The 13,510-nt window shown below is 70.6% G+C and carries 2 protein-coding genes (1 of these 2 cut by a window edge); both read right to left on the bottom strand.

All coding sequences use genetic code 11. From position 1 onward, the window contains the following. Positions 1-91 precede the first annotated feature (91 nt). Complete coding sequence (locus Q9R33_RS09655; RefSeq protein WP_310246775.1) at positions 92-553, bottom strand: MarR family transcriptional regulator; 462 nt, start codon at positions 551-553, stop codon at positions 92-94. A 56-nt stretch (positions 554-609) separates the two neighbouring features. Further along, positions 610-13,510: the 3' portion of a hypothetical protein gene (locus tag Q9R33_RS09650; protein ID WP_311293607.1), read on the bottom strand. The gene runs 24,554 nt beyond the window's last position; only the last 12,901 of its 37,455 coding nucleotides appear in the window; the start codon falls outside the window, past its right edge — the gene reads right to left on this strand; its stop codon occupies positions 610-612.

Genomic DNA, 13,510 nt, shown 5'->3' with positions numbered 1-13,510 from the left:
GCCAGCTTCGTCCGCCATCCGCGCGGTGCCGGGGTGGCTGGCGATCGTTCGGGTCGAGCGGGGCTGTCGCGTGGAGTGTCGACGGCGCTCATCACGGACCCTCCTCGGTGGACCGGGCCTCGTGCTCCGCGATGAGCCGGTTCAGCCGGTCGAGGACATGCGTCAGCCCCCGCAGCGTCGCCTCGGCCGTCGCGTGATCGAGGCCGTCGATGAGCTGCGCGCCGAGCTCGGTGTGCTCGGCATCCATGGCGCGCATCGCCTGTTCGCCGCGCGGCGTCAAAGTGACGAGCACGGCCCGGCGATCGTGGGGGTGTGGCTCGCGGCGTGCGAAACCGGTCGCCTCGAGCCCGTCGACGAGGGTCGTGATGTTGCGGGGCGTCACACCGAGCGCCGTTGCGAGCTCCGCCTGGGTGCGCGGGCCTTCGTGGAAGACGAGCCAGAGGATGTGCGTGCGGGCGGGCGTGAGGCCTCGGCGGTCGAGCTCGCGCTCCTGGTCGGCGCTCAGCACCCCGGACAGCGCGAGAAGCGTGTCGAGAATCTGAGTGCCGGACATAGTGAACATGGTACATGATCAAGGATGTCCGCCACTTCGCTCGGCGACTGCGAGCGCTACTTCTTCTTGCCCTTGCCGGGTGAGGTGGGGGTGGGCTCAGGTGCGGGTGCGGGCTCCGGCGCCGGTGCGGGCGTAGGGGCGGGGGTGACCGTCTGCTCCGCAGGCGGAGACGATGTCTCCGGGATCGGGGCAGTGGGGGTGACCGGCGTCGCGGCTGCGGTGATGCCCGCGCCCGGCGCATACCCGTCGGAGCGTATTCGCAACGAGTCGAACTGCGCGGAGCCCACGGCGACGAGGAGGCCGAACCGCCCGTCGGCCAGGGCGGCGTTGTACGCGCGCGACGCGATGAAGACGCCGTTGAGTGTCAGCGACACCGAGGCGCCCTTGATCGTGACGAAGAGGGTGTACTTCGTGCCGGCGGTGAGGGCCCGGCTGACCGTCTGGTCCACGACGACGCGTCCGCCGGCGACGTGTCCGAAGACGACCGCCTGCGCCGCGAGATCCAGCACGATGAACTTGTAGTCCGACATGCTGTAGTAGTCGTACACGAGGCCCGCGCGCGAGCCCGCCGTCAGGGTGACCGCCTGGGTGATCTCGAGGTAGGCGTTGGGCGACACCGTGCCGCCGATGCCGGCGAGTCCGACCACGGGCCTGCCGTCGGCCACGGCGCCGTTCACAGTTCCGGTTCCGGGTACGAGTGCGCCGCTCGGCACCTGGCCGACGATTCCGGGGCCGGTCGTGAAGTCCTCGGTCACGTCGTACGTGATGGTGGGCGGCAGTACCTGGACGGAGACGCTGTCGAACTGCCCGCGCGCTTGGCTGGAGCCGACGCCGACGAAGCCCTTGTTGAGGCCGACCGCCTCGCCGTCGATGATCCGCGGGGCGAAGGTGTGCGTGAACGCGGTGGTGCCGTCGAGCACGACGCTCACCGTGGTGCCGTTGACCGCCACCATCATCGTGTACCACTTGTTCGACTTCACCCCGCCGGTGACGACCGATTGGACGTCGACCATCCATCCTGCCGACGTGCGACGACCCATGACCAGCTTGTTCGTGGACTGGTCGACGCCGGCGAACTTGAAGTCGGTGGGGGAGAAGTAGTCGAAGATGACGTAGGCATTCGCCTTCCAGCCGCCCGTCGGTTTGGTGAGGTACACCTGCGCGTGGATCTCGAAGTAGATCGGCAGGTACTGGTCGATGTAGTACACCGCGACGGCGTCGCCGGTGGTCGAGGCCGCGGTGACCGTGAGGGCGCCGCCCTGGACCTGGAACACGCCGGAGTCGGCGAAGAAGTCCTCCGCGCCGTCGGTGAACCCGGCGGACCGCAGCACGTCGCGCTTGCCGCCCGGCACGTTTCCGGGCTGCGGATCGCGCGGGCCGCCGGTCTGGTCCTGCCACTGCGGGTCCTTCTGCGTGACGAGGCCGATCTCACCGTACGGCTCGCCGTTGCGCGGGATGTAGGTCGGCCCCGACAGCTGCGCGACCGTGAAGTCCGCGCCCTGCGCCGCGGACAGCGCGTACAGGAAGTCGAACAGTGCGGGCGGCACCTGGCGGCTCACGGTTCCGAGGCCGAACGGCGCGAACGGGACGAGGTAGCTGTTGAACTCACCGACCCAGTCGATCAGCCGGTCGCCGCCGGTGTTGGCGACGAGCACGTCGAGGCCCGCGCCGCCGACGGCGCGATCCTCGTAGGTGCCGTGCGTGTCGGGCTGGGTGTTCTCGCCGGCCGCGGTCGTCAGGACGTCGTCGACGTTGAGCAGGTCGTTGCCCCAGCCGCCCCACAGCGTGTCGCGGCCGGTGCCGCCGACCATCCAGTCGTTGCCGTTGTCGCCGAACAGCATGTCGTCGCCGTCGGAGGCCACCGTGCTGGTCGCCGTGCACGTCCCCTGGTTGTTCGACGCGGAGCAGCCGGTGACCAGGCGGCCCTCGGTGTGGACGAAGTTGAGGAACCACTCTCCGCCGTTGATGAGGACCTTCCGCATCGGGAAGTACTCGTCGTACCGGTCGAACTCGCCCGTGACGGGGTCGAAGCCGAGGAGTGTGCCGTCGTTGAACGGCCGGGCGAAGTCGCTGCGCTTGCCACCCACGCCGTAGCCGAGCGTGAGCGCCTCCGCGCCGGAGATCGCGTCGTCGCCCGAGCCGCCGTGGATGAAGTCGGCGTCCCAGCCGCCGAAGATGACGTCGTTGGCGAACAGCGGCGTGAAGTCCACGTCGAACACGTCGCCGTTGGCCGCGAAGGGGGTGAGGTCCACGCGCTTGGTGAGCTGTCCGGTCGGGAACAGGGTCGCCACCTGGACACGGCCAGGCGTGGTGATCTCCACCTGCACGCTCGCGGTGGTCACGCCGTTGAGGGGCTCGGTGGTGCCGTTGCGGCTCGTGAAGATGCGACCGTCGTCGCCGAGGATGCCGTCGACGCCGGTGCCGCCCGAGATCCAGTCGTGGCCCCATCCGCCGACGAGGTCGTCGTCGCCCGCATCGCCGAAGATGACGTCGCCGTCGCGGCCGCCGTAGACGGTGTCGTCGCCCGACTCGCCGTGGATCTCGTCGGCGCCGCCGATGTCGTTCGCGAGCGCCCCGGCGGCGAAGTCCGGTCCGCCCGGCGTGTAGTCGAGCATCACGACGGCGCGCGGGAGCAGGCGCATCTCGCCGACGCCGGTGTAGTTGTCATAGGTGAAGGTGCGGTATTGGGTCGCGCCGCCGGCGCCGGCCGCGACGAGGCGGAGGATGCGGCCGTTGTCGCCCACGATGTTGTCGGAGTCGCGGCCGTGCAGAGCCGTGTCGTCGTTGCGGCCGACGTCGGTGCCCGCGCCGCCGAAGATCATGTCGCCCGTGTCCGGCCGCCGGTCGGGCGTGGCGAGCGAGAACAGGTCGGAGCTGCCGCCGACGATGTCGTCACGGCCCAGGTTTCCGAAGATCACGTCGGAGCCGCCGCCGCCCTCGATGTAGTCGTCGCCGTCGCTCGCCGCCTCGACCGAGGGGTCGAGGACGAGATCACCGGCGGCGTTGCGCGAAGCGCTCACGGCCTCGTCGATGGATCCGTCGCCCTGGATGATGTCGTTGCCGAGCTGTCCGAAGATCGTGTCGTCGTGCGCGCCCCCGGCGATGTCGTCCGCATCGAACCGGTCCGCCGCGGTGCCGAGCTCGTGATCGAGCAGGGTGATGCGGAAGTCGCTCCAGGCGGTCGGACCTGCCGGGTCGTTCTGCCAGTCTGCCGTCACGTTCGCGGTGCCGGCGGTGGAGGCATCCGTGCTGTAGATCTGGCCGTTGCTCAGCACCCGGAAGCGCGGGCTCGTGTGGTTGCCGAACGTGAGCGAGCGGTCGAGCGAGACGTTGTCGCCGAAGATCAGGTCGCGATCCGCGCCGCCGTCGATCCGATCGGCTCCGGTGCCGCCGATGAGGATGTCGTCGCCCGCCTCGCCGCGGATCGTGTCGCCCGCGCCGACCGCGTTGTCGGTGATGCCCAGGCTGATCACGTGGAGCGCGCTCGCGCGGACGGCCAGCTGCAGCAGGCCGTGGTCGCCGAGCACGATGTCGGCGCTCGCTCCGGCGGCCACGACATCGCCGGCGGCGCCGCCGAGCACCAGGTCGATGCCGGCGCCCGATGTGATCGTGTCGGCCCCGCCGATCGCCGGGTCGGTGGTCTCGATGCGGCCCGCCGGGAGCGGCACGCCGCTCCAGAGCGAAGTGGCGGGTCCGCTGTCGGCGGTGAAGCGTCCGTTGTCGCCGATGACGATGTTGCGCCCGTCCGATACCGCGATCGTGTCGCCGCCGGTGCCGCCGATGACGAGGTCGTCGCCTCGACCCGTGGTGATCGTGTCGTTGCCGCCGAGAGCGGGGGCGATCGACCACACGCGGTCGATGTCGGCCGGAGCGCCGTCGATCGCCCAGTCGATCGAGGCGTGATCGCCGATGACGATGCCGGTGCCGTCGGAGGCGGTGGGAGTCTCGCCGCGGTTCGTCGTGATCGTGTCGCCGCCCGCGCCGCCGAGGACGATGTCGGCGCCGAGGCCGGTCGAGATGACGTCGGCGCCGCCGATCGTCGGGTCGACCGTGGCGAGCCAGCCGAGCGGGCGCACGGCGCCGTCGGTGACGTCGCCGACCCCGCCGTGGCCGGACTCCGCCACGACGTTGCCGGCCGCGTCGACCCACCGCACCACCCCGCGGTCACCGAACACGATGTCGCCGCCTGTGCCGCCGTGGAGCGTGTCGGCGCCGATGCCGCCGAAGATGACGAGCGGCAGCGTCGACGCGTGCCCGTTGACGACGTCGTCGTCGGTCGTGCCGGCGGGAAGGATCGCGCCCGACGCGGGCATCACCGCGGCGACGGTCGACGACCGGGTGACCTCGATCACGACATGCGCCGCCGAGCCGTCGCGCTGCGGCGCCGTGGCGAACGACAGGATCCCGCCGCTCACGGAGAGCTCGGACGCCGTGAGCAGGCGGCCGTTCACCCACACGCGGTATCCGACGAGGTCGCCCATGGCGCCGAGCGTGTAGGTGCCGGTCGACTGGACCGCCCACGTCGTCAGGTGGAGCAGCACGGTCACCACGTCGCCCGGCAGCAAGGAGTCGAACAGCCCCGCCGTGTCGAGGCGGGACGACACCACATACAGCCTCGGGTCGATCGTCGTCGTGACGCCCGCGCGGGTGACGGTGATGCCGGCGACGATGTCGGCGCGCAGCGGCTCGTCGCCGTCGTCGACGTCGGTGCCGAGCCCGATCACGTTGTCGTTCGGGCCCTGCGTGTTCAGGACGAAGAAGTCGTCCTCCGCCGCGGACAGGTTCACGGTGACGGTGTCGTTGCCGAGCCCGGTGTTCAGCCACGTCGTCGTCCGCACGCCGGCGCGCACGTGGGTGCCGTCGATCAGGATCGTGTCGGCGAAGCCGCCCGACCAGATGCGGATGCCGTCGGCGAAGGTGCCGTCGGCCGCGGCGCGCCACGAGATCCCGGCCGGCGCCAGCCCGGTGACGAAGATCTCGCCGTTCGGGGCGAGCGCCGCGTCCCGGGCGATGCCGGCGGCGGCAGCATCCGTGATGAGAACGTTCGTGTCACCGGCGCCCGCGCCCTCGTCGCTGAGGAGCAGAGTGTGGCGGCCGGCGCCGAGGTCGAGGTTGAGCGTGCCCTGGATGAGGTCGAGGTCGCCGGCGAGGAACTGCGGCTTCTGGGCGACGCCCACGTCGGCCCGCGAGGAGATGTACACGCGGTCGTCGCCGAGGCCGAACGAGACGTTGGTGATCGGCAGCGTGCCGCGGATGTTGAGCACGTCGCTGCCCGAGCCGAGCGCCAGGTTGAGCGTCTCGAGCCCGATGTAGCGGATGCCCGCCTGCGCCGAGGCATCCGTCGCCGGCGCAGCCACTGCTGCGCCGAGGGCCGCCAGCCGGATCGTGATCGGGTCGGCCGGGTCCTCGTTGACCTCGCCGCGGAAGCCGATGAGGTACGTGCCGCCCACGAGCCACACGTAGACGCTCCCGGCGCAGCGGGTGCGATCCTGCTCGCCGCAGCTCATCGAGACGCCAGGATCTGCTCCGGCGGTGTGCGGGTACAGGAGGGACTGCAGAGCCGAGCGGACGGCTTCGGCCGACGTGCCGGCCGCGAAGGTGATCGCGCCGATGCCGGTGGCCACGCCTCCCTGCACCTGCGACAGCATGACGGTGAACGCGCCGCCGCGTGGCGTGACCGAGTAGAGGCGGTCGAGCGGACGACCGAGCGCGTCGACGGCGGTGCGCGGCGCCATGTCGAGCCCGGTGAGGGTGTCCTGCGTGAGCCAGCCGAGGTCGGCGTTCGCGTCGCCGGCGTCACTCAGGTTCGCGACATCCGTCCCCACGCCGCCGTCGAGCACCAGCAGGGCCGCCAGCAGATCCAGGACACCGGATGCTGTGCCCACCGCGAACGTGTCGTCGTCGGTGTTGCCGTACAGCGGCGCGGCCGCACTCGACGGACCTCCGATCACGCGGGTGTGGCCGTCGATCGTGCGGATCGTGAGGAGGTCGTCGCCGGGACCCGCGTCGATCGTCGTCGTGCCGGCGTGCGTCGACTCGACGGTGAACCGGTCGTCACCGTATCCGAGGCGGATGGTGAGGTCCTCGAAATCGGCGTAGCGGATGCCGCCGAGTACGGGGCGGCCGGCGAGGGAATAGTCGCCCGCCATGCCCAGGCCGGTGATGCGGTCGCCGGTGAGAGTGCCGGTGTCGCTCGCCGGGCTGTCCTCGTTGTGGACGACCAGGACGTCCACCTGCGCCGACTCGATCGCTTCCCCGGTGCTCGCGGTGATCGGAGTCGGGTGGCCCGAGCTCTCGCCGGGCAGCACGATCGGCAGGTAGTCGTCGAGTTCGAGCGACACCGGCGGATTCGGGTCGTCGCCGCCGGACACGTACAGCGGACCCTGGATGAGGTGCACGCGGCGTGCGGCATCGGCGAACTCCTGCACATCGTCGCCGTCGACCCGCGCATCGTCGAGAGCGCGCACCGTGACGATGACGGCCGATGCCCAGTTCGCGGCCGTGAAGGCGAGGGTGAGCGACGAGACCCAGGCGCTGCCGTTCCAGATCTCGAGCTGGCGCTCGTGGCAGCCGTTCGGCAGCCCGCAGTCGGAGCCGCCGATGTCGAGCGTGAACGAGGCGATCGCGTTGAGCGTCACGCGCACGGTCTCGCCGGGCGCGGGGGCCCTGGTGAGTCGTACGGTGTACGACGCGGTCGCGCCGAACTGCCCGGTCGTCGCGCCCTCGACGAGGCGGAGGTCGCCACCCGTAGGCGTGATCACGACGCCCGCCGAGTCGCCGTCGTGCACGAGCACGCTCACGCGATCGACGACGGTGCCCGCGAGCTCCGCCACGTAGACCCGTCCGCCCACCGCGAGGCTGGTACCCCACGGATCGAGGACCGTGATCGTCGTCGCGGTGTTGCCCGCGATCGTGCGGTAGGCCGCCGTTCCGTTGGCGTCGACGAGACGCAGCAGCGAGCCGCTCAGACCGCCTGCCGCGGTGGGCAGCGTGACGCCCGAGAGCGTCACGGTGCGCCGATCGGCCGAGATCGCGACGACCGTGCCGACGAGCTCGCTGTCGGTGAGCGGTGCCGCGTACCCGACGATCGTGAACGAAGCGCCCGCGCCGGGAGCGGCATCCCATTCGCCTTCGATCTCGATCGTGGTCGCGGTGTTGTTCCAGATGCGGCGCACCTGGCCCGCGGCGGGACCGCTCGTGATCGTGATGAGGTGGCCCTTCAGCGAGCCGGCAGCCGCGACGAGGCCTGAGAAGGCGAACTCGTTCGCGAGTCCGCCTGCCCCCGCCACGGTGCCGGTGCGGCGGTCGCTCGACAGGATCGCTGCAGTGAGGGCCTGCACATGCTGGCCCTCCACGGCGGTGTCGTCGATTGCCCGCACGTACAGGGTGCGCGCGCCGGCGGCGACGAACACGAGGTCGAGCGTCGAGAACCAGGTGATGCCGTTCGTCGAGAGCAGGAGGCCGACGGGCGCCGAGACGCGCACGGTCACCGAGCCCTGAGGCGCCGCGGTGAGGCGGACCTCGTAGGTGGCGGTGGTGCCCCCCGTGCCTGCGGCATCGACCGGCTCGACGACACGGATGCCGCCGTCGGGCAGCACGACAGGAACCTCGGGTGCGTCGTCGTCGATGACGCGGACGAAGGTCGTCGCGACGAGCGCTCCGCTGTACTCGCCGCCCACCACGATCGCGTCGATGGGAGCGAACCGCTCACCCTCGGCAGCCAGGTCGGCCGTCGCCCGCACGAACACGGTGCGCTGAGCGGTGTCGCCGATCGTGAGGGTCACCGACGTGCTCCACGACACGCCGTCGAGCGACAGCTCGATGGCCCGCGCACGGCTCGTCGAGCTCGGGTCGACGGCCGGGCCGGAGAGCGTCACCGAGACCGCGACGCTCGGAGTGCGCGTGAGACGCACGGTCACGGCACCCGTCGCTCCGCCCTCGGCGAGGACCAGCGAACCGCTGACGGGCGCGACCACGACGGTCGGCTCATCGTTGTCCATGATCTCGGTGGAGATGCCGTCCACGGGCAACAGCGCCCAGGCGCTGTTGGCCACCGTGCTCTCGACCTCGTGACGGATGAGGCCGGTGTGGCCCAGCAGGTCGTTCGCCTGGACGGCCGGAGCGGCGCTGCCGACCTCGATGCGGTCGGAGCCCAGCCCGCCGAAGATCGACAGCTCGACGGCCGGGTTGGTCGACAGCACGTGGAAGACGTCGTCACCCTCCATCCCGTAGATGGAGACCCGCTCGACGTTGACGAACCGGATGACGCGGCCGGCGCCGTAGACGCCGCCCGACGTGATCACGAAGGTGTCGCCGAACTCGGTGCCGATGATCACCACGAGGTCGTAGCCTGCGCCGCCGTCGATGTTGACGGGGGCGTTCGACGCGTACTGGATGAAGTTGCGCCCCTCGCCGGCGTTGAGGGAAGTCAGTTCCGACTCGCCCACGAACGAGCGGATCACGAACGTGTCGTCGCCCGCGTCGCCGTACAGGTTGAGCGTCGCGACGTTGCGGAACACCTCGAAGGTGTCATCGCCCGTCCCGCCGTAGACGTTCGCGGTGAACGACACGCCGCGCGTGAGCAGGCCGCGTGTGGAGGAGAAGAAGGCGGATGCCGGGAACTCACTGTCGGGCACGTACGCGGTGTAGAGCTGGCCGAAGCGGAAGCGGTCGTTGCCGGACCCGCCGTCGACCGTGAGCACCGAGGCGGTGTCGTCGAACGCGAACGTGTCGTCGCCCGTCAGGCCGTTGACGAGGACGCCGCCCGTCATCTCGGTGCCGTAGGTCACCTTCTCGGCCGAGCCGAACTGCCCGGAGGTCGCAGCGGGCTGCGAGAGCGCCGCGACGAGGGCGCGGGTCGCGTTCCGGCGGAACAGGAACGTGTCGTCGAGCGACGAGCCGTTGACGATGAGGACGTTGGTGCCGCCGTCGGCCACGTCGCGCGTGTTGATCCGGCTGTTGCCGACGCCGAACAGGTCGATGACGAAGTGGTCGGAGTGCGCGCCGCCGTCGAGGTCGAGGACTTGTCCGTCCATCGGGTTGATGCCGACAGGCCCAGGCGCGGCATTGACCACCAGCCAGTCGGCCCCGTTCTGGCCGAGGACCGTCGTCGGACCCGAGAGCGCCTCCACGAACACCCGGTCGTCGCCGTCTGCCGCCCGGACCGTCGTCGCGGCCGCGTGGGTGGAGTCGACGTTGAGCACGTCCGAGCCCGCACCGAGCGTGAGATCGAGCGTCTCGAACGCGGCATAGTCGACGCGGCCGTCGGTCATGGCGAGGGTCCCGGTGGTGACGGAAGCACCCGCCGGCACGAGGGGGTGTCCTGCGACCGCGGTGATCGTGAGCAGACGCGCCCACCCCGCGGCTCCCGCGAGCGCGCCGGTCCAGGCGACGGTCCAGCGGGTGCCGGCCTTCGTGACGACGACGTTGCCCGCGCCGACCAGCGCGGCGATCGCCGCCTGCACCTGCGCTGCGGTCGCGTCGAAGGCGAGCTGCCCGGTCGTGCCGAGGCCGGTGACGGCGAGGGCGAACCGGCCGTCGACCGCACCCGCGACGGTGACCACCTGCACGAGGCTGGGCCGCGGCATCCCTCCGGTCATCCCCAGTCCCGCCACCGACGTGCTGCTGACGACCCCGATGCGATCGAGCACGGTCGCGGCGTCGTCGAGGAACAGCGTGTCGGTGCCCGAGCCGCCCGAGATGGCGAGGGGCGCGGTGATGCCGGTCAGGACACCGCCGATGCCGGTGAGGGTCGAGCTCACGCGTACGGTGTCGCTGCCCTCCCCGGTGCTGATGGCGGTGGCGCCCGCGACGCCGCGCACGATGACGGTGTCGGCGCCGTTCCACGTGGTGAGGGTCGTCGTCCCGGTGTGGGTGGAGTGGATCGTGAACGTGTCGCCGCCGGAGCCGAGGTCGATCGTCAGCGCCTCGAAGCCCGAGTAGGTGATGCCGGCGGTCATGCCGAGACCCGTGATGCGATCGGCGGTCAGCTCGCCGGTGTTGGGCGCGGTGTCGCCGGTGTCATCCACGGCGAGGAGGTCGGCACCGAGGATCGCGCCCGGGCCGGAGCCGCCGGAGACGACCAGAAGCGCAGCGATCGCGTTGACGGTTCCACCCGTGTTCGTCCAGGTGGTGTTCGTGCTGCCGGCGCCGGCGGCCCGCGAGCCCACCGCGACACGGTCGGTGTGCTCACCCGTGAAGATGCGGTGCTCGACCTGGATCGCCTGCACGGCCACGCGGTCGCCGCCGGCGAGCGTGCGGAGCTCGACGAGCTCCACGCCGGAGTGCGTGATCGTTCCGAGCGTCGTCATCACGCCGGCGTCGTCGAACGCGACACGGCGGATGCGGTTCGCCTGCGTCCCCGCCGGTGGCGCGGCCACCACGTCGACGATGAGATCGTCCGGAGCGGTAGAGCCCCAGACTTCGAGCCGGTCGGCGCCGGATGTGTCGACGACGTGCACGGCCAGGCCGGTCGAGCGGGTGAGCTCGATGCGCACCAGGTCGGCGCCCGGCCCGGCGTCGAGGTACGCGGTCCCGGTCCACGGCGTGGCCGCGCGGGCGGACCCGGCGACCGTGACCGTGCCGTCGGCGTCGCCGACGATGATCGTGGTCGCCCCGCCACCAGTGGACGTCAGGCGCGCGGTCTCGAAGATGCCCTTGAGATCCTCCGCGATCGAGCCCACGCCGAAGTCGGTGCCGACGGCCAGCCCCACGACGAACAGGCTGCCGTAGAGACCGAAATCGCCGGTGGCGAAGGCCTCGACGAGCGTGTCGCTGCCCCCTTCGTCGAAGAACTGGTCCTGACCGGCCCCACCGGTCACCGTGTCGTCGCCGAGTCCGGAGTCGATGACGTCATCGAACATCGAGCCGACGAGGGTGTCGTTCTCGGTGCCGCCCCGCAGTGTCAGCGCGAGCTGGTTCGCCGTGACGCCGGCCGCGGAGATCGAGTCGGCGCCGCCACGACCCTCCACGACAAGCGCGTCGCCCTGGCCGCGCACGCCGCCCGAGATCCAGACCGCATACGCGGCGCCAGACGTGCGTGTGACCTTGGTCTGGCCGCTGTCGGTCGTGACCGCGAAGGTGTCACCCGCCGTGTTCGAGCCACGGACGGTCACGAGATCCGTGCTGCCGGTACCGAGGGCGACGTCGACCCGCGTCAGGCCCGAAGAGTTGCCGGTGATGTCGTCGAGGGTGATCTGGTCGGCTCCCGCGCCGGCGTCCACGATGAGACGCTCGATCCCCGAGGTCGTCTTGACGACGCCTCCGAGGTCGAGGCTCAGCGTGCTCGTGGCCGGGTTGGCGACCGTCAGCAGGTCCGCTCCGCCGCTCAGCGAGAGTGTGAGCGAGTCGGTGCCGGACCCGCCGATCACGACCTGCGTGTCGCCGGACGTGAACACCGCGACGGTCGCTGTGATGGAGTCGTCGCCGGACCCGCCGTCGTAGCGGCGGGCCAGACCCGAGAGCGTGTCGTTGTCGCCGCCACCGTTGAGGATGTCGGTGATGCTGCTGCCGAACAGCTGGTCGTTGCCGTCGTCGCCGTTGAGCGTGACCGTGGCGGAGCCGGTGTGACGCAGGATGTCGTTGCCCGTGCCGCCGTTGACGGTCGCGCTCGCCGTGCCGGTGACCGTGATCGTGTCGTTCTCGGAACCGCCGCTGAGCACGCTGCCGGAGCTCGAGCCCTGCAGCAGGATCGTGTCGTCGCCGGACCCGCCGTCGATGGTGACCGGGATCTCCACGCTCGGGTCGATGACGAGGTTGTCGACGCCGTCGCCGAAGTTCGCGTGGATGCGCTGCACGTTCGCGTAGGTGCGGGAGTACCCGAACGCCGTGATCCGGATGGTCGCGAGCCCGTTGTTCAGGCTGCCGATCTGCTCGATGAACACGGTTTCGTTCGTCACCGAGGTGGCGACGTTCCTCGCGGTGCGCTGCGGACTGCCGCCCACGTTGACGTAGAGGTCGCGATCGGTCGAACGCCACGCGCGCAGGTCGTGGTACGGATCCGGGTTGCCCGTGGTGCCGTTGCTGGCGAGGTAGGGCACGACCGGGAACGACACTGTCCCGATGGTGAAGGTGTCGCTGCGCGAATACCAGGTGCCCAGGATCTTGAACCGCACCGTGATCTTGAAGCGCAAGGGCACTTCGCCGAAGCCGTCTCCGTCGCTGTCGACGCCGTCGCGGGAATCTGCGGAGACGGAGAGGTCGAGCCCGACGCCGAGGCTGATCTCGAAGATCTTGAAGTCGAAGTACACCTCGACGCTGGCGCCGCCGCCGATGAACAGCGTGTACCAGACGATGCCGTCGTCTTCGTGCTTCAGGAACGACACCTCGAGGTGGAACTCGCCGCGGATGCCCATGAACGAGCCCCCGAGCTGCATGCGCCCCGACAGCTTGAGGCTGAAGTTGCCGTCGGAGTTCAGGAAGATCGAGCCGGACAGGTCGGCGATGAAGAAGTTGAGCGTCGCGTAGGCATCGAGATACCAGTCGCCGGAGGAGTACGTCGTGTCGGTCGCACTCGTCTTGCCGACCTCGATCGTGAAGCCGGCGTCGAAGCTGAACAGCCGCAGGAGCGTGACCGAGCCGGTGAGCTGGAGCTTGAATCCAGGATCGACACCGTTGCGGCGCTCGCCGACGGTGTTGATGCGCAGCTCGCCGCTCGCGCTCAGGCTGAAGATGAACGCATCGGCCGAGGCGCTGACGGCCACAGCCATCACGAAGCCGTCGTCGTACACCCCCGCCCGGCCGGTGGCCCGGAACGTGAGCCCGGCGAGGTTGAAGTCGACGCCGAACGACATCTCGAAGGCGCCGGCCGCGATGCGGATCTCGGCGAAGCCGGAGCCCCGGGCGAAGCCGAGGAAGTCGATCGCCCCGTCGAGCCGGAGCAGGAATCCGGGCGCGACGCTCGTCGAGCCGATCAGCTTCGCCGACCCGGTCGTGTTGAGCTGGATGACCGCGCTCGCC

Origin of the sequence: Microbacterium sp. PRC9, assembly GCF_031844125.1 — a bacterium.
GTDB lineage: Bacteria > Actinomycetota > Actinomycetes > Actinomycetales > Microbacteriaceae > Microbacterium.
Note: the sequence above shows the minus strand (reverse complement) of the source record. Positions and strands in the feature narration are given on the sequence as shown.